Origin of the sequence: Streptomyces sp. NBC_00005 (genome assembly GCF_045160215.1) — a bacterium.
In the GTDB taxonomy this organism is placed as follows: Bacteria; Actinomycetota; Actinomycetes; order Streptomycetales; family Streptomycetaceae; genus Streptomyces.
In genome coordinates this window covers 8,572,983-8,590,245 of record NZ_CP108316.1, presented here as the reverse complement: position 1 = coordinate 8,590,245, position 17,263 = coordinate 8,572,983, and the positions used below count along the sequence as shown (strand labels likewise).

Genomic DNA, 17,263 nt, shown 5'->3' with positions numbered 1-17,263 from the left:
TCGTCGCCATGCCGGGTCACTCCTGTGTGGGCTTGGTCGCCCGGGGCGCTGTCCTGCGGGTGCGCGCCGGTGCCTTGGCCGCGGTTTTCGCGACGGTCTTCGCGGGGGTCTTGGCCGCCTTCTTGGCGCTGGGCTGCGCGGGCGGCGCGGTCTCTTCCTTCACCGCGTCCCCGGAAGCCTCGTCGGGTGACGGTCCGTCAGACTGCGGCTCCGCACCCGGAGGTACCGGCGCACCCGGCGCCCCGAACGGCAGCACCCGTACCTCCGGGCGCTCCACGGGCTTGCCCGCCACCGGAGTCTCCCGGCCGTCGATGAGGACGAGGGCCGCCTGATAGACCACCGACAGGGTGTATGGCGTCTGGTAGAGCATCCCCCACAGCTTCGACGTCTCGTCGACGTCCATCACCGTCGGCGTGAACCGCACGCGCTGCGCCGACTCGGCGAGGTTGCTGCCCGCCAAGTAGGGCCGTTCTCCGGCCTGTTCGATGACGTCCTTCGGCAGGATCGGGATCTCGTGCAGGGTGCGCACCACGGAGCCGATCAGCCGCTGGCCGACCAGCTCCGTCTCGTCGCCGTACGCGGTGATCAGGAAGTGCAGGTCGAGCGCCGCGACGGGCCGCTTGACCAGCGTGCCGTCGGCCGCGCGCGTAGGCAGGTCGCTGTTGCGCAGCGAGGTGTCGGGCGTGACCTGGTAGAGGAAGACGGAGATGGTGGGCTCGGTCGGCGGGTCGGCCGGCGGCTTGCGCGGCTCGACCTTGACGGCCATGTCGATCTCCGGCCCGAGGTTGGACTCGAGCAGCAGGGCGAGGGCCTGGGTGACATGCGCGAGGGCAAGTGCGTTGCTCATGGCGTCAGTTCCTCGGTTCTTCTCGGCCTGCTGGTCGTCGTGCTGATCCCTGTGCGCGGCTCACTCGCGCCCCCGCTCCAGGTAGTCCGCGAGGCTCAGGGTCGTCCCGGCCCGCTCCTTGGCGGGGGTGCGCTGCCGCCCGCCGCCGGCCGGTGTCCCGCCGGCCGTCACTTCGAGCCGCCCGATCTGCACCTGCACCACCTGTTCGGCAGCCCGGGCCGGCCGCCGGGCCGCGGCCTGCCGTACGGCGTCGCGTGCTGCCGCCGTGTCGGCGGCGCTGGGTCGCAGCGCCGCCGACACGGCGTGGGGGACGGCGTCCGTACCCGGGGGGATGGGCCCGGACGCCATGGTCGGTGAGAGTTCCGGCTCCGCACGCCCGCGCCCCGCCGCCCGCCGCCCGGCGTCGGCCGGAGGCCGCGGCCCCGGTACGACGGGCGTGGCGGGCCGCAGTAGGGGCACCTCGGCGCGGGCCGGCCCGGACGGGCGCGGCGCCGGGTCGACGGGCTCCCGTTCGGTGCGTACGACGGTCCGCTCCCGTTCCGTGTGCGTGCGCGTCTGAACGGCCGCCGGGCGCGGCGCGTCCGGCGGCGGTACGGCCGAGGGCATGGTGGCGGGCCACAGCAGCGCGTCCTCGTCCGAGGCCGGCGCCTGCGCCCGTACCGCCTCGACCCGCTCGAACGGGCCGGGCAGCCGGGGCCGCACCCGTACCGCGGCCGGTTGCGGGGCAGTGTGCCGGGCGATCAGCCGGTCGAGGAAGTCCGGTGCGTCCGGAGATTCAGACATCCGCACACAGCTCCAGGTAGTAGCGGCGCCGCGTCGGGCTGAGCGCCAGGATCTCCGGCTCGCTCCAGCCGTAGGCGGTGGCGAGCAGATGGACGTCGAGCAGCACGTCCCGTGCCCAGGCGTCCAGTTCGGTCCAGAGGTAGGAGGCGATGTCGAGTTCGGCGCGGGTGGCCTCGCCGCACTCGGGGCAGGCGACGTTGAGCGCCAGGTCGGCGCCCGGGTCGGCCGCCTCGACGGCTTCGGCGATCCGGCGCTGCACCGGCGCGGGCAACTCCCCCGCCAGTGCGGCCGTCCCGTCGTGCGCCGCCGAGACCAGGCACCGGGCGAGCAGGGCGGTACGCGGGTCGGCCGCCCGGGCCGCCGCCGTCAGGTCAGCGACGCCGGGCAGCCTGAACTCAACGTCCCAGCCGTCCAGTTGGACCCGCAGGACCGACTCGGCCGAAGGGCGCCCGCCGAGCGAGCCGGCGAGTTGACCGGCGTCCAGGTCGAACTCCATGTCCGCCCCGCACGCGGCGCACGCCAGCCGGACCTGCATCCGCTCGCCGAACAGCGCCCGGCGCAGGGCGAACAGGTCCGCCTCGCGCTCGCCCACCGGAAGCTGCGGCAGCCTCCCGGTGTCGACCTCGGGTCGCGCCGTACGGTGCAGCAGCAGCGCGCGCCCGACCGGTGCCTCGCCGAGCCCCGCTTCCCAGGCGGCCAGTAGTTCGGCCGCCCCGGTGATCGCCATGTCCCTCCCCGCTCTCCTCCCCCGTTTCCTCAACTACCGGCTGTTCAGGCCGGGTTGAGGAACGAGGGCTCCTCCGGCTCGGGCACCTCGTAGTCCCGCTCCCAGCCCTCGCACTCGAGCTTCAGCGACTGGATGGCCACCGCGTTGGCGTTGGCGTCCAGTTCGCCGAGGACCTGGTACTCGCTGGGCCAGGTCCGGTAGAGCTTGTGCGAGACGGCCACCTGACCGGCCTCGTTGAGGACCTGGATGACGATGTCCTTGCGGAAGTCCGCGAGGGACACCTCGGAACCGAGGCCCGCGCCGACCTGCCAGACCTTGTTGGCCCAGCGGTCGAACTCGGGGTCGTGGGTGACCCCGCGTTCGAGGGTGATGCCCTCGAACTCGGAGCGCCCGGGCGACTTGCGCGGGGAGGACGGGTCGCCGCCGTGGCGGTGCTTGACGACCTCCGTGGTCCGCTTCAGCGGACTGATCTTGCTGATGCCGGCGACCGTCCGACCGTCCCACAGCACAAGGAACTTGAAGTTCTTGTAGGGGTCGAAGCGATGCGCGTTGACCGTGAACTCAGCCATCGATTTCCTTCAGCTCTCCCAGATTCCGAGCCGCTAGAGCGCGAACTGACCGGACGTCTGCTGGATCTTGACGACCACGAACTCGGCCGGGCGGACCGGCGCGATGCCGACGAGCACGTTGACGATGCCGTTCGCCACGTCCTCGTCCGTCGTGGTCTCGCTGTCGCACTTGACGAAGTACGCCTCGCGCGGGGTACTGCCCTTGAAGGCCCCCTGGCGGAAGAGCGTGTGCAGGTACGAGGAGGCGGACAGCCGGATCTGCTGCCACAGGCTCTCGTCGTTGGGCTCGAACACGACCCACTGCAGGCCGCGTTGCAGGCTCTCCTCCACGTGCAGCGCGAGCCGCCGCACGGGCACGTACTTCCACGCGCTGTCGAGGGCGTCGGAGCCCTCCAGGGTGCGCGCGCCCCACACCAGCGGGCCGGTGACCGGGAAGGTGCGCAGGCAGTTGACGCCGAGCGGGTTGAGCAGCCCCGTCTCACGGTCCGTCAGGTCGACGGTCAGTGAGTGCACTCCGACGAGCTGCGCCTCCGTACCGGCCGGTGCCTTCCAGACACCGCGCTCGGAGTCGGTGCGCGCGATGACGCCGGCGACCGCGCCGGACGGCGGGAAGGCGCGCAGCCGACCGGTGAGCGGGTCGGTGAGCTGGATGTGCGGGAAGTACAGGCCGGCGTGGTTGCCGCGCACGGGGTCGAAGGCGGACAGGCCCGCCCGTGCCGAGTCCACGCTCACCCAGGTGCTGGGCGCGTCGACCAGCAGGAAGATCCGCCGCTCCTCGCACAGCCGCTGAGCGGCGGACACGACGGTGAGCGCGTCCTCGGTCTTCTCGTACGAGGCCAGCTCGGGCAGCGACAGCAGGTTGACGTCGGCCACCCCGCGCAGCGCCTGGATGCCGGTCTTGTCGGCCTCGGAGCCGATGAGGTCGCGCGGGCCGGGGGCCTCGCCGTCCTCACCGCCCTCCAGCGGGAACACCGGCGGGTTGACCGAGGCCTCCAGGCCCAGGTCGTTGGCGCACTCGCCGAGGAAGCGGACGACGTCCTCGGGGTCGGTGGAGCCCGCGACGACCTGCACACGGCGGCCGAACGCGGTGACCTCGACGCCCGCGAAGGCGTGCTTGCCCGGCGCGTCGGGCAGCGCCCGCAGCTTGCGCTCCAGGAGCAGCGCCAACTCGGCGACAGAGGACGGGACTTCGCCGTCGCAGTCGGCGTCGTAGAGCTTGAACTCGCGCTCCACGTCGCCGATCTTCACCGTCAGGTCGACGGCCAGGTCCGGCAGTTCGTGGCCGAACGGCTTGGAGACGGTGCCCGACGGATCGGGGCGCCCCTCACCGACGGCCTCGACGCGGATCAGCCGGGAGCCGGCGTTGATCACGGTCGGGGCGTAGCGCCCGCTGCCGGCGTCCATGGACAGGCCGGCGAAGCTCTCGCGGGCGTCGCCCTTGGCGTCGTAGACCCGCAGGTTGAAGGTCTCGTCGCAGTCCGGGGTGTCGTAGTCGACGGCGACGCGCAGACCGTTGCCCCACACGCCGGGTTCCTTGGCGTGGACCTCGAGCACACGGCTCTCGCTGTGGCCCTCGGTGGACTCCAGGACGACGCACGCGGCCTTGCCGCTGCCCGCCTTGGCGACCCGGACGATCACGGCGACGGAGCCGCCGTTGCCGAAGAACTGGTGCACCGCGTAGGCGAGCGGGCTCTGCGCGCTCAGCCCGCCGAAACGCCGCTGGAAATCGGCGAATCCGGTGACGCGCACCGGCTCGTTCAGCGGGCCGCGCCGGGTGTGCCCCACGAACGCGGTCACCGAAGTGGTCACGGCGGAGACGGCGCGGGTGCTGCTGGGAAGCTCTTCGACGTAGACGCCCGGATAAGTCGGCCTCGCGGCGCTCACGGCATTCGTCGGCATTCCCCCTCCTATCCCTTTTCAGGCACCGGGTCAAGGCACCAAGAGGCGGCAGAGGGAGAGGTCTCGCTCACGGCGCGCGGCAGCCTGCCGGCACGCCCTGTTCGCGCCGGCTCGCGCACCCCGTATCAGTTCCCCCGTCAGTGCCCCGGACGGACGGCCGCCCGGGTCAAGCACACACGCTTGTGACTCCTGATGCTCAAGTGCTCAATCCACCTTGGCGAGTTGACGGATTCTTGAACAAGGCAGGTTCACGCCAGATCGAAAGGAGGTTCGATGAAGGAGACCGCGTACGACCGGCACACGATGTGCACGTGTCGGATCAGCTAGTTCACAGATTTCACACAGTCGATGGTGCAGCAGAATGGAGCCCATGTCCCGACGTACCTCGCAATCCCGGCGGCAGCACGGCTCCGCCCCAGTTCACAACCCCTCCTGCCCTTGCGGTCTTGCGGAGACGTACGAGAAGTGCTGTGGCCGATTCCACCGGGGTGCGGCCGCGGCACCGACCGCCGAGACGCTGATGCGTTCGCGGTACAGCGCTTTCGTGAAGCGCGACGAGGCCTACCTGTTGCGCACCTGGCACCCGCGAACGCGGCCCGCACAGGTCGAGTTCGATCCGGGGATGCGCTGGGCGGGCCTGGAGATCCTCGGCACGAGCGACGGCTCGGCCTTCCACTCCACCGGCACGGTGACCTTCCGCGCCTCGTTCAAGGGCGGTTCGCTGCACGAGCGCAGCCGGTTCGAGCGGGTCGAGGGGGCGTGGGTGTACGTCGACGGGGACTTCCCCGGCGAGTAGGACCGCCGGGCGGGGCTACGGCGCCAGGATGTCGAGTTCCTGGAGGGCGCCCACCGTGATCTCCCGGGTCAGCTCCTCCGCACGGATCGCGTCGCCCTCCCGCACCGCCTCCGCGACCTGGACATGCAACGTCACGGCCGCCGGGTCGGGGTCCTCGAACATGACCTCGTGATGGGTACGGCCCGCGAGGACCTCGGCGACGACGTCACCGAGCCGGGCGAACATCTCGTTGCCCGACGCGACGAGGATCACCCGGTGGAAGGCCATGTCGTGGACGAGGTACTGCTCGAGCCTGTGGCCGCGGGAGTTGGCGACCATACCGAGCGCGCACTCGGTGAGTTCGGCGCACTGCTCGGCGGTCGCATGCTTGGCGGCCAGGCCCGCGGCGACCGGCTCGACGGCCGAGCGCAGGACGGTCAGTGAGCGCAGCTGCTGCGGGCGGTCGGCGCCGGCCAGCCGCCAGCGGATGACCTGCGGGTCGTACACGTTCCACTCGGCCTTCGGGCGCACCGTGACGCCCACCCGCCGGCGCGACTCCACCAGGTGCATGGATTCGAGCACCCGGACCGCCTCCCGCATCACCGACCGTGACACGTCGAAACGCTGAGCCAGCTCGTCGGTGCGCAGAACACTGCCCGGCGGGTACTCGCCCGCGGTGATCGCGGGGCCCAGGGACTCCAGTACACGGCCGTGCAGCCCCCGGCCCGATGTGCTCATGCACTCAGCGTACGGGGGACATCACGGCAATAAAAAGTCAGACTTATTCGTCACAGCCTCTTGAATTCGTCGTACCTAATCGGTTTCAGTGTCGTCGACGCCGAATGGCGTCCAGATGTCGAAGAAGACAGCGAGAGCACCATGCAGCAACTGCGCACCCCCCATGTCGTCGTGGTCATGGGTGTCGCGGGCACGGGCAAGACCACCATCGGTCCCCTGCTCGCGGCCCGGCTCGGCGTTCCGTACGCCGAGGGCGACGACTTCCACCCGGAGGCCAACATCACGAAGATGTCGGCCGGGATCCCGCTCCAGGACGAGGACCGTTGGCCGTGGCTCGACGCCATCGGCGCCTGGGCGCACGGGCGGGCCGGGCTCGGCGGGGTGGTCAGCAGCTCGGCGCTGAAGCGGTCGTACCGCGACCGGCTCAGGGCCGCCGCTCCCGGTGTCGTCTTCGTGCACCTCACGGGTGACCGTGCCCTCATCGAGGACCGGATGTCGCACCGGCAGGGCCACTTCATGCCCACGGCTCTGCTCGACTCCCAGTTCGCCACGCTCCAGCCGCTCCAGCCGGACGAGGCGGGCGTCGCGGTGGATGTCACCGGCAGCCCCGAGGAGATCACCGAACGGGCCGTGAAGGCGCTGGACGCCCTTCCCCACCCGGCTCAGTAACCCCCCGCACCCCCTCCCCCATCCCCGTACCTACAAGGACACCACCGTGACCAGACTCAGCGTCGAGATGCTGGCAGTGGACGCACCCGAGCCGATCACCTCGGCCGGCCACGCTCAGCTGGGCATCGCCGTTGTAGTGGGCATCGCCGTCATCGTCGTGCTCATCACCAAGTTCAAGCTCCACGCCTTCCTTTCCCTGACCATCGGGTCACTGGTGCTCGGCGCCGTCGCGGGGGCGCCGCTCGACAAGGTCATCCTCAGCTTCAGCACCGGGCTCGGCGCCACGGTCGCCGGCGTGGGCGTGCTGATCGCCCTCGGTGCGATCCTCGGCAAGATGCTCGCCGACTCGGGCGGGGCCGACCAGATCGTCGACACGATCCTCGCGAAGACGAGCGGACGGGCCATGCCCTGGGCGATGGTCCTGATCGCCTCGGTGATCGGTCTGCCGCTGTTCTTCGAGGTCGGCATCGTGCTGCTGATCCCGGTCGTGCTGATGGTCGCCAAGCGCGGCAACTACTCCCTGATGCGCATCGGCATCCCGGCGCTCGCGGGCCTGTCCGTGATGCACGGCCTGATCCCGCCGCACCCCGGCCCGCTGGTCGCGATCGACGCGGTGGGCGCCAACCTCGGTGTCACGCTGGCGCTCGGCATCCTCGTCGCCATCCCGACAGTGATCATCGCCGGTCCGCTGTTCTCGAAGGTCGCTGCCCGCTGGGTGGACGCCCCGGTCCCCGACCGGATGCTGCCGCCACGCGCCTCCGAGGAACTGGAGAACCGTCCCGGCTTCGGCGCCACCCTGGCCACCATCCTCCTGCCGGTCGTCCTGATGCTCGCCAAGGCGCTGGTCGACATCGTCGTGGACGACCCCGCCAACCTCACCCAGCGCGTCTTCGACGTCATCGGCAATCCACTGATCGCCCTCCTCGCAGCCGTGCTCGTCGGCATCTTCACGCTGCTGAGGCCCGCCGGGTTCAGCAAGGAGCGGCTCACCCCGCTCGTCGAGAACGGCCTCGCGCCCATCGCCGGCATCCTGCTGATCGTCGGCGCGGGCGGCGGCTTCAAGCAGACGCTGATCGACTCCGGCGTGGGCCAGATGATCCTGGACATCTCCAAGGACTGGTCGATCCCGGCGCTGCTGCTGGCCTGGCTGATCGCGGTGGGCATCCGCCTCGCGACCGGCTCGGCGACGGTGGCGACGGTCTCGGCGGCCGGTCTGGTCGCCCCGCTCGCCGCCGACATGTCGACCACGCACACCGCTCTGCTGGTCCTCGCCATCGGCGCCGGTTCGCTCTTCTTCAGCCATGTCAACGACGCCGGATTCTGGCTGGTGAAGGAGTACTTCGGCCTGAGTGTCGGCGACACCCTCAAGACCTGGTCCGTCATGGAGACGATCATCTCGGTGGTCGCGGGCGGTCTGGTCCTCCTCCTCTCACTGGTCATCTAGGGGTACGGGAATGAGTCACCCTCTGTTCGACATCAGCGGCCGCAGGGCCCTGGTCACCGGCTCCAGCCGCGGCATCGGGCTCGCCCTCGCCCGCGGCCTAGCGGAGGCCGGCTGCACGGTGGTCCTCAACGGCCGGGACGCCGACCGCCTCGCCAAGGCGGCCGGCGAACTGCCCGGCGACGTCCACACGGCCGTGTTCGACGTGACCGACGGCCCGTCCGTGGCCGCCGGAATAGCGGATGTCGAGGAGCGGGTCGGCCCGCTGGACATCCTGGTCAACAACGCGGGCATGCAACTGCGCGCCCCGCTCCTGGAGTTCACGGACACGGACTGGCACCGCATCCTGAACACCAACCTCACCAGCGCGTTCCTGGTCGGCCGCGAGGCGGCCCGCCGGATGACGGAACGCGGCCACGGCAAGATCGTCAACATCTGCTCGCTGCAGAGCGAGGTGGTCCGCCCCGGCATCGCGCCCTACGCGGCCACCAAGGGCGCCCTGAAGATGCTCACCAAGGGCATGTGCGCGGACTGGGGCCCCTACGGCGTGCAGGTCAACGGGCTGGGCCCCGGCTACATCGAGACCGAACTGACCCAACCCCTCGTGGACGACGAGGAGTTCAGCGCCTGGGTGCGCCGCCGCACCCCGGCCGGCCGCTGGGGCCGTACCGAGGACCTGGTGGGCGGGGTGCTGTACCTCGCCTCGCCCGCCGCGGACTTCGTCAGCGGGCAGGTGCTGTATGTCGACGGCGGAATGACGAGCGTGCTGTGAGGGGACCTTCCGATATGACGGTGATGCTCGGTTGTGTGATCCACGGTCAAGGAGACCTGCGCGTCGACGAGTTGACGGTTCCGGAGCCGGGCCCCGGCCAGGCGCTGGTCGCCGTCCGCTACGGCGGCGTCTGCGGCTCCGACCTGCACTACTGGCGGCACGGCGGGGTCGGCGACTTCCGCCTGAAGGAGCCGATGCTGCTCGGACACGAGGTGGTCGGCACGGTCGTCTCGTACGGCTCCCCTGATGCCTCGAGTCCCGCCGTGGGTACGGCCGTTGCGGTGCACCCCGCGACGCCGTGCGGCGTCTGCCCCGAGTGTGTGGACGGACGGCGGAACGTCTGCCGGGACACCCGGTACCTCGGCAGCGCGGCGCGCTTCCCGCACGTACAGGGCGGGTTCGCGGCCCAAGTCGTCGTACCGGCCGAGCAGTTGAGGCGACTCCCGGCGGGCCTGGAGCTGCGCCGGGCGGCGCTCGCCGAGCCGCTGTCCGTCGCGCTGCACGCGGTGCGGCGGGCCGGGGAGGTGTCCGGACGGCACGTCCTGGTCACCGGCGCCGGTCCCATCGGGTGCCTGGTGGTCGCGGCCGCGAAGGCGGCGGGCGCCGCACACGTCACGGTCACCGATCTCCTCCCGGCGGCCCTGGAGTACGCGCGTCTCGCGGGCGCCGACACCCTCGTACGGGCCGACGAGCCGGACGACGCCGGGTGGCCGTCCGAGGTGGACGTGGCCGTCGAGGCGTCCGGGGTGGCCGCCGGTCTCGAGACCTGTCTGCGTCTCGTGCGACGCGGCGGGGTCGTGGTCCAGCTGGGGATGCTGCCGCCGGGCCCGAGTCCGTTCGCGGGAAACCTGGTCGTGAGCCGGGAGATCGAGCTGCGGGGAGCGTTCCGCTTCGACACGGAGTTCGACGAGGCGCTGCGACTCCTGGCCGCCGAGCCCGCCTTCGACGGGCTGGTCAGCGCGGTGGTCCCGGTGACGGACGCGGAGTCGGCGTTCGCCCTCGCCGCGGACCGCGGCCGTTCCTGCAAGGTGCTGCTGGACTTCGCTACCTGAACGATCTGCCGGGAACCGCTTCCCCGGCGGCGCGCTCGGCCCGATGATGAGGGGACCCCCGGGCCGGACCCTCCGGGGGCCGATCATGTCGGGGGGGCGTCATGGGGGTTTCCCTCGGGATGCGTGTCTCGGGGCTGCTCGTGGCCGGAGCGGTGGCGGTGGCCCTCGCGGCCTTCACCGGTGACGGGAGTGGCACGCCGGACAGAGGGGGCGGGGGCGGCACGATCGTGACCGCCGGACCGTCGGACAGCGCCCACTCCCGGACGGCACCGAAGTCCCCCGCACCCCGTCAGTCGCCCGACGGCGAGGCGCGCGTCACCGTACGCCCGAGCGGTCCGGGCCACACCCGCACCACCACCCCACCGCCGAGCACCTCCCCCACGCCTTCCTCCGGCAACAGGCCGCTGGTGAGCCCCAGTTGGCTCCCACCCGGCCCCGCCTCGCCCGACGCCGACTCCACCCCCGACCCGTCGAGCGTCTACGACCGGCTCCGCGCCCCCGGCCAGTGCCGGGCCGCCCTGGATGTAATCCCTCCGACGTCGACCGACCCGGAATGGCGGCTGCTGCGCGCCCTCGCCACGGCCTGCCTCGCCGTGCAGGGCCGGGGCGGCAGCTGGGACACGGCGGCGAAGGAGTACGCCGACCTGGCGGGCAAGGCCGACACCTGCAAGGACCGTGCCGCCTACGCCGTGCTCGGCGGGCTGCTGGACTTCCACCGGCGGCAACCGGGCGCCACCGTGCGGTTGAAGGCCTCCTCGGGCGGCACGCCCGCATGCGCGTACCGGATCGCCGGCGTGGACACCGGCGGCGACGGCGGGGCGCAGCCGGGTGACACCGTCGCGATCGAGCTGCGGGGCACCTACTTCGACCACGCCGAACTGCTGCGGTTCGGGAGTGTGTTCATCGGCGGGCAGCAGCTCGCCGGGCCGCCCGTGCTGCGGTCGGAGAGGGGTGACACGCTGGTGCTCTCCGCCGTGGTGCCGTCGCTGGGCGGCTACCCGCGGTCCGTCGACGTGGTCGTCCGGTACGGGAGCACCGAGGCTCGCCTCAAGGACGCCTTCACGGTCCTGGCACCCGCGGTGGTCCCGTCGCCGGGCGGCCCGTCAGGGACGCCACAGGGGATGTTCCCGCTCGGCCCACTCGCGGCTCACCTTCCCCGTCCGTAGCCCGCCGCGCGCCTCCGGATCACCGATCGCCATGCCGATGTGCCCGGCGAGGACGATGCCGATCGTCAGGGCCAGCCAGTCGTGGACGAAGGTCGCACTGGTGCGCCACATGATCGGGGTGAGGTGGGTGAACCACATGATCAGCCCCGTGCCGAGCATGACCAGCGTGGCCCCGGCGATCCAGGCCGCGTAGACCTTCTGTCCGGCGTTGAACTTGGCCGCCGGACGCGACGACTGCCGCTTGTCCCGGTGCAGGGCGGCGCGCAGCCAGACCCTGTCGTGCGGGCCGAAGCGGTTCAGGTGCCCCAGGTCGGCGCGGAAGAAGCGGGAACCCAGGCCGAGCAGCACGGGTACGGGCAGGGCGAGCCCGGCCCACTCGTGGATCCGGACCACCAGCTCGCGGCGGCCGACGAGTTCGGCGAACTGCGGGATGTAGAGGAACGCGGCCGTCACCACGCACACGCCCATCAGCGCGGCGGTCGTGCGGTGCACCCAGCGCTGGACGGGGCCGAACCGGCGGACGTGGGTGACCTGCGGGGTGTGCGCCTCAGCTCGTAGGGTCATCGTCCCGCCCGTTCGACTTGCCGACCCAGGCGTCCACGTCGTAGCCCAGGTGCTCCCAGTAGCCGGGCTTCACGTCCTCGGTGACGGTGATCCCGGAGAGCCACTTGGCCGACTTGTAGAAGTACATCGGTGCCACGTAGAGGCGGACCGGGCCGCCGTGGGCATGGCCGATGTCCTTGTCCTGCATGCGCAGCGCGACCAGGATGTCGGACCGGCGGGCCTGGTCGAGGGTGAGGCTCTCGGTGTACGTGCCGTCGAAGCAGGTGAAGCGCACCGCCCCGGCCTTGGCGCGCACTCCCGCGGCGTCCAGGAGCCGGGACAGGCGCACCCCTTCGAAGGGGGTGTCGGGGACCCGCCAGCCGGTGACGCACTGGACGTCCTTGACCAGCCGGGTCTGCGGCAGGGCGCGCAGGTCGTCGAGCGTGTAGGTCTTCGGGCGGTCGACGAGGCCGTCGACGGTGAGGCGATAGTTGGTGGCGTTCTTGTTCGGTACGGAGGACGCGACCGAGTAGTAGCGGAAGCCGCCGCCGTTGGGGAGCAGGCCCGTCAGACCGGTGGGGTCCTTGTCGGCCGCCGCACCGAGGAAGCCCTCCAGGGCGCGCTGCAGGGTGGGAGCGGCGAACACGCCGAGGGCGCCCACGCCGATGGTGCCGAGCAGGACACGGCGCCCGATCGGTGTGCCGCGTTCCTCGGGCGCCGTCGGCTCGCCCGGCTCCTCGGGTTGTCCAGGGTTCACGTATCCATTCGAACACCCGCGACCCCATAGGGGCCAGGAATCGCGGGTGCTCGTCAGGATTTGGTAATCAGTTCTTACGGCGTTCTCAGAAACCCGCGCTCACAGCCGGTCCGAAAGCCGGTCCTGCGACTCCTACGACGGCTCCTGTGCCGCCTTGTCCAGCTGGAACGCCTCGTTGCCGAGCCCGATGCGGGCATGGGCCTCGGGCGAGCGGAAGCGTAGGACCAGGCCCTGGACGAGGCCGATGAGCGCGGCGAGGACGACGATGCCGGGCAGCGCCCAGCTGAGGGCCGAGTCCGGGCCGGCGCCGACCAGGACGTCGAAGTCCTTGACCGTGTAGCCGGCGATCACGAGCAGGGCGACGGCCGCGAGCGCGGAGGTGATCAGCCGCCAGGACTGGGCGCCCAGGGCGCCGCGCCGGGCGAAGAAGACGATCACGGACACGGAGGCCGCCGCCATCAGCAGGATCACGCCGAGCGCGCCGATGTTGCCGCCCCAGGTGAACAGGTGCAGCACCGGCGCGGTCGGGTCGCCGGTCGGCTTGTCGTCGGCCACGGCGAAGGCGATCACGACGACGAGCGCCACGGCGGACTGCAGGAGCGAGCCCGTGCCGGGGGCGCCGCTCGCGCCCGCGGTGCGGCCGAAGGAGGCGGGCAGCAGGCCCTCGCGGCCCATGGCGAACGTGTACCGCGCGACGACGTTGTGGAAGCTGAGCATCGCCGCGAACATCCCGGTGACGAAGAGGACGTGCAGGACGTCCGTGAACGTGCCGCCGAGTCTCGACTCGGTGAGGAAGAACAGCAGCCCGGCGCTCTGCTTCTGCGAGGTGCCGACGATCGCGGAGGGTCCGGCGGCGACGGTGAGCGCCCAGCAGCTGATCGCGAAGAAGACGGCGACACCGCCGACGGCGAGGAACATCACGCGCGGCACCAGGATGTGCGGGCGGCTGGTCTCCTCGGCGTACACGGGGGCCTGCTCGAAGCCGAGGAAGGCCGCGATGCAGAAGCACAGCGCGGTGCCCACGCCGGCGCCGGTGAGCGTGTCCGGGTTGAAGGCGTGCAGCGACAGGCCCTCCTTCGCGGGGTCGCCGATCGCCGCGATGTCGAAGATGACGACGAGGGCCACCTCGATCACCAGCAGCACGCCCAGCACGCGCGCGTTGACGTCGATCTTCAGCCAGCCGAGCGCGCCGACGACGAGCGCGGCCACCAACGCCGGTATCCACCAGGCGATTTGGAGATGGGCGTAGGTGGAGAACAGGCCGGACACCTCGAAGCCGAAGATGCCGTAGATGCCGACCTGGAGGGCGTTGTACGCGACGAGCGCCACCAGGGCCGCGGCCGCGCCCGCTGTGCCGCCGAGTCCACGGGAGATGTACGCGTAGAAGGCGCCCGCGTTGTGGACGTGCCGGCTCATCTCGGCGTAGCCGACGCTGAACAGGATCAGGACCACGCCGAGGACGACGAACAGCAGCGGCTGTCCGACGATGCCCATCACCGCGAATGTGGTGGGCATGACACCCGCGACCACCATGAGCGGGGCGGTCGCGGCGAGCACGGAGAGCAGCAGGCCCCCCGTGCCGAGGCGGTCGGCGCGCAGGGCGCGCTCCTGCCCCAGATACGTACTGATGCCGTCGGTGGTGGATCTGCTCGCGCTGGAACTGCCCGTGGTCATCGAGGGACCGTCTTTCTGTCGGAGTCGGGAGTGTCATGCCGTGCCGAGCGCGGCGGCGCGCGCGGCACGGAAGGCGGAGTGCGGATCGCGGTCCGGATACGACCACGGGGCCGGGGTGGCGTGCTCGCCGATGCGGTGGAAGAGGGCGGCGGCCTCGGCGCCCCGGCCCTCGCAGACCTTGGCGTGGGCCAGGAAGTTGAGGTCGACCAGGCGGCGCGGGTGGCCCTCGTGCTCCCACTCCAGCCACCAGTCGAAGGCTGCCTTCATCACCTGCCGGGCCCGGCGTCCGGTCCAGTGGCCGGAGGCGGCGGGGTCCGCGGGCTCGTGCCCGGCGGATGCCAGTACGCGGTAGCGCTCGGCGTGGGCGACGACCGGCAGGATCGCGAGCGGGGAGTCGGCGGGGGCCTGTTCGGCGGCCCAGTTGGCGAAGTCGTAGACCTCGTGCAGCGGGTCCTGGCCGGCGTCGGCGTGCAGTTCGGCGAGGCCGGCGACCATCAGGTGGTGGGCGTGGTGGTGGTCGGCGTACCGGCTGCGGACCTCGCCGAAGAGCCGCGTGGTCTCCTCCGCCGTGCCCGAGTCGCGCTCCAGCATGAGCAGACCCAGCCACGGGGTGGGGTCGCCGGGCACGAGGGCGGCGGCGTCCCGGCAGGCCTCCTGGGCCCGGCCGGGTCTCTCCTTGCGCCGTAAGGCGCGCTGGACCAGCGCGAGCGCGAGCAGCACGGCGGCGTCGGCGGAATCGGGCTCGGCGAGCAACCAGTCCCGGGCCCAGGCGGCGCTGTAGGGCTCCAGCGCCAGCACGGTGACCCGGTGTCCACGGCGGTCCCAGTCGTCCCCCGTATGAACGAGCAGCGACCGCGCGGCCTGCCACCGGCCCTGCGCCAACGCGGCCCGGGCGCCGATGAGTTCGGCGTCGTCCAGTGCCCCGTCGTGGGTCTGGGCCGCGCGCTTGCGGCCCCGGCCGAGGGGTGGCGGGGGTGGTGACACCGCGGGAACTTCCTCACGCGACGCGGCTCGTCGTCTGGTATCGGTTTGCCGTCGACTGATCACGCACAGCAAACCCCCCACCAAGGCTTTGCGTCAAGGGATGGGCAGGTGTTACACGCGTCAACTTCCGTTACTGGAGGGGCACTTGTGATCAACCGGCCCGTCGCGGCCGCTGTGCGTCCGGTCACGCCTGTGGCGTACGCCATGGCGCCCCGGGCCCCTGCACCGCACCATGGCGGAACGGCCGCGTCACCGTCCTTGATCGTCCGGGCGGAGTGACCGAGTCGACTGCCCGGATCCGGGTACTCCCAGGCGCATGCCGGGCGCTGGGACGCTACAGTCACCCAAACGCACCCCGTGGCCCGGCCCAACGATCGAGGTACGCAGCGTGTCCCTTCTGGTTCTGATTCTCGCCGTGAGCGCTGCCTGCTGTCTGGGCTTCGGATTCGTGCTCCAGCAGAACGCGGCCCAGCAGGCACCCCTCAGCGACTTCCTCTCGCCGCGACTGCTCATCGACCTGATGCGGGTGCCGCGCTGGCTCGGCGGCATCGGCCTCATGGTGGCCGGCATGGTCCTGGGCGCGGTCGCGCTGGCCCACGGCGAGATCTCCCTCGTCGAACCCCTCCTGGCCACGAACCTCCTCTTCGCCCTCGCGCTGTCCCGCAAGCAGACCAGACAGCCGCTGGGCCGCCAGGGCTGGACGGGACTCGCACTGCTCGCGGGCGGCGTCACCGCCTTCATCGTCGCGGGCGAGCCGCGCGGCGGCACCGCGGTCACCGACCCGTTCCGCCACTGGCTGATCATCGGCGCCATGATCGGCCTCGCGCTCCTCCTGACCACCTACGCGAAGCGCTCGCGCCTCAGCTCCGGCCCGGTCCTCCTCTCCCTCGCCGCGGGTCTCCTCTACGGCGTCCAGGACGCCCTGACCCGGGTCAGCGGCCAGCGCTTCACCGAGGGCGGCCTCACCGAGCTGGTGACCGGCTGGCAGCCGTACGGCGTCGTGGTGCTCGGCATCACCGGCCTGGTCCTGGTCCAGAGCGCCTTCGAGACGGCGCCCCTGCGCATGTCGCTGCCCGCCCTCACCGCGGCCCAGCCGCTCGCCGGCATCGCCTGCGGAGTGGGCTTCCTCGGTGACCGCCTGCGCACCGACACGGGGGCGCTCGCCTGGGAGGCGGCCGGTCTCGCGGCGATCGTCGTCGGCATCGTCCTCCTCGGCCTGCACCCGTGCATGCCGAGCGGCGCGGCCAAGCCGGAGCGGGTCCGGGACCTGCAGCCGAACTGACGCCGTCCTGCTTGGATGGCCGCATGACGAGCCCAGCAGACGAGATCCTCGACATCGTCGACGAGAACGACCAGGTCACCGGCCAGTCCCCACGCGGCGAGGCCTACGCCGAGGGCCTGCGCCACCGCTGCGTCTTCATCCAGGCCCGGGACGCCGCCGGCCGCCTCTTCGTCCACCGCCGCACCCCGACCAAACTGGTCTTCCCCTCCCTCTACGACATGTTCGTCGGCGGAGTGGTCGGCGCGGGCGAGTCCTACGACGACGCGGCGCTGCGCGAGGCCGAGGAGGAACTCGGCGTGTCCGGCCTCCCGAGCCCTCGCTTCCTCTTCAAGTTCCTCTACGACGACGGCGCCGGCCGGACCTGGTGGTCGGCGGTGTACGAGGTCCGCTGCGACCTGCCGGTGGACCCGCAGGTCGAGGAGGTGGCCTGGCACGACTTCCTGCCGGAGGCCGAGGTGGAACGCCGGTTGACGGAGTGGGAGTGGGTGCCGGACGGGTTGGCGGCGTACGAGAGGTTGAAGGCGTACCGAGGTGGAACCAGCCCGTCCGGCGTTTGACGACGAGGCCCCTCAAGGGCCGAAGCGG

The 17,263-nt window shown here is 71.6% G+C and carries 18 protein-coding genes; 8 read left to right on the top strand and 10 right to left on the bottom strand.

What is annotated here, in order from left to right; genetic code table 11:
• Positions 1-16 precede the first annotated feature (16 nt).
• From OG303_RS39255 to OG303_RS39235, 5 genes are read right to left on the bottom strand one after another with little or no spacing between them, the layout of a single operon-like run.
• Positions 17-847, bottom strand: coding sequence for a Pvc16 family protein (locus OG303_RS39255; RefSeq protein ID WP_405874615.1), 831 nt, complete (start codon positions 845-847; stop codon positions 17-19).
• Positions 848-907: 60 nt separating this feature from the next.
• Positions 908-1,630 carry a hypothetical protein gene (locus OG303_RS39250; RefSeq protein WP_405874613.1) on the bottom strand — a complete coding sequence of 241 codons (723 nt, stop codon included), beginning with the start codon at positions 1,628-1,630 and terminating at the stop codon, positions 908-910.
• Positions 1,623-2,357: a hypothetical protein gene (locus OG303_RS39245; protein ID WP_405874612.1), complete on the bottom strand. Its 735-nt coding sequence runs from the start codon at positions 2,355-2,357 to the stop codon at positions 1,623-1,625. Before OG303_RS39245 ends, OG303_RS39250 begins: the two co-directional genes overlap by 8 nt.
• Positions 2,358-2,401: 44 nt before the next feature.
• Positions 2,402-2,926: a phage tail protein gene (locus OG303_RS39240; protein ID WP_004003113.1), complete on the bottom strand. Its 525-nt coding sequence runs from the start codon at positions 2,924-2,926 to the stop codon at positions 2,402-2,404.
• Positions 2,927-2,959: 33 nt separating this feature from the next.
• Positions 2,960-4,825 (bottom strand): phage tail sheath family protein, encoded by a 1,866-nt coding sequence (locus OG303_RS39235; protein WP_405874611.1) that lies wholly within the window; start codon positions 4,823-4,825, stop codon positions 2,960-2,962.
• A 370-nt stretch (positions 4,826-5,195) separates the two neighbouring features.
• On the opposite strand from OG303_RS39235, the gene OG303_RS39230 reads away from it, so the two are divergent.
• Complete coding sequence (locus tag OG303_RS39230; protein ID WP_405874610.1) at positions 5,196-5,621, top strand: YchJ family protein; 426 nt, start codon at positions 5,196-5,198, stop codon at positions 5,619-5,621.
• Between the two features lie 15 nt (positions 5,622-5,636).
• Here OG303_RS39230 and OG303_RS39225 read toward each other — a convergent pair whose 3' ends face one another.
• Positions 5,637-6,338 carry a FadR/GntR family transcriptional regulator gene (locus OG303_RS39225; RefSeq protein WP_405874609.1) on the bottom strand — a complete coding sequence of 234 codons (702 nt, stop codon included), beginning with the start codon at positions 6,336-6,338 and terminating at the stop codon, positions 5,637-5,639.
• A 141-nt stretch (positions 6,339-6,479) separates the two neighbouring features.
• Between OG303_RS39225 and OG303_RS39220 the strand changes: the two genes are divergently transcribed.
• From OG303_RS39220 to OG303_RS39200, 5 genes are all read left to right on the top strand, one after another.
• On the top strand, positions 6,480-7,007 hold the full coding sequence (locus OG303_RS39220; RefSeq protein ID WP_405874607.1) for a gluconokinase: 528 nt from the start codon (positions 6,480-6,482) through the stop codon (positions 7,005-7,007).
• A 46-nt stretch (positions 7,008-7,053) separates the two neighbouring features.
• A complete protein-coding gene (locus OG303_RS39215; protein ID WP_405874606.1) occupies positions 7,054-8,451 on the top strand; it encodes a gluconate:H+ symporter in 1,398 nt (465 codons plus the stop codon).
• 10 nt (positions 8,452-8,461) lie between these two features.
• Positions 8,462-9,220 carry an SDR family oxidoreductase gene (locus OG303_RS39210; protein ID WP_405874605.1) on the top strand — a complete coding sequence of 253 codons (759 nt, stop codon included), beginning with the start codon at positions 8,462-8,464 and terminating at the stop codon, positions 9,218-9,220.
• Between the two features lie 23 nt (positions 9,221-9,243).
• Complete coding sequence (locus OG303_RS39205) at positions 9,244-10,272, top strand: L-idonate 5-dehydrogenase (RefSeq protein ID WP_405877692.1); 1,029 nt, start codon at positions 9,244-9,246, stop codon at positions 10,270-10,272.
• 101 nt (positions 10,273-10,373) lie between these two features.
• Positions 10,374-11,438 (top strand): hypothetical protein, encoded by a 1,065-nt coding sequence (locus OG303_RS39200; RefSeq protein ID WP_405874604.1) that lies wholly within the window; start codon positions 10,374-10,376, stop codon positions 11,436-11,438.
• Here OG303_RS39200 and OG303_RS39195 read toward each other — a convergent pair.
• From OG303_RS39195 to OG303_RS39180, 4 genes are all read right to left on the bottom strand, one after another.
• Positions 11,376-12,002: a cytochrome b/b6 domain-containing protein gene (locus tag OG303_RS39195; RefSeq protein WP_405874602.1), complete on the bottom strand. Its 627-nt coding sequence runs from the start codon at positions 12,000-12,002 to the stop codon at positions 11,376-11,378. The two genes, OG303_RS39200 and OG303_RS39195, sit on opposite strands and share 63 nt — an antisense overlap.
• Positions 11,986-12,738: a molybdopterin-dependent oxidoreductase gene (locus tag OG303_RS39190; protein WP_405874601.1), complete on the bottom strand. Its 753-nt coding sequence runs from the start codon at positions 12,736-12,738 to the stop codon at positions 11,986-11,988. The genes OG303_RS39195 and OG303_RS39190 overlap by 17 nt, the downstream gene beginning before the upstream one ends.
• A 132-nt stretch (positions 12,739-12,870) precedes the next feature.
• Positions 12,871-14,412 (bottom strand): APC family permease, encoded by a 1,542-nt coding sequence (locus OG303_RS39185; RefSeq protein ID WP_405874600.1) that lies wholly within the window; start codon positions 14,410-14,412, stop codon positions 12,871-12,873.
• A 33-nt stretch (positions 14,413-14,445) separates the two neighbouring features.
• Positions 14,446-15,396 carry a hypothetical protein gene (locus tag OG303_RS39180; RefSeq protein WP_405874598.1) on the bottom strand — a complete coding sequence of 317 codons (951 nt, stop codon included), beginning with the start codon at positions 15,394-15,396 and terminating at the stop codon, positions 14,446-14,448.
• A gap of 388 nt (positions 15,397-15,784) precedes the next feature.
• On the opposite strand from OG303_RS39180, the gene OG303_RS39175 reads away from it, so the two are divergent.
• On the top strand, positions 15,785-16,678 hold the full coding sequence (locus tag OG303_RS39175; protein ID WP_405874597.1) for a DMT family transporter: 894 nt from the start codon (positions 15,785-15,787) through the stop codon (positions 16,676-16,678).
• A 23-nt stretch (positions 16,679-16,701) separates the two neighbouring features.
• Positions 16,702-17,235, top strand: coding sequence for an NUDIX hydrolase (locus OG303_RS39170; protein WP_405874595.1), 534 nt, complete (start codon positions 16,702-16,704; stop codon positions 17,233-17,235).
• Positions 17,236-17,263: the final 28 nt, after the last annotated feature.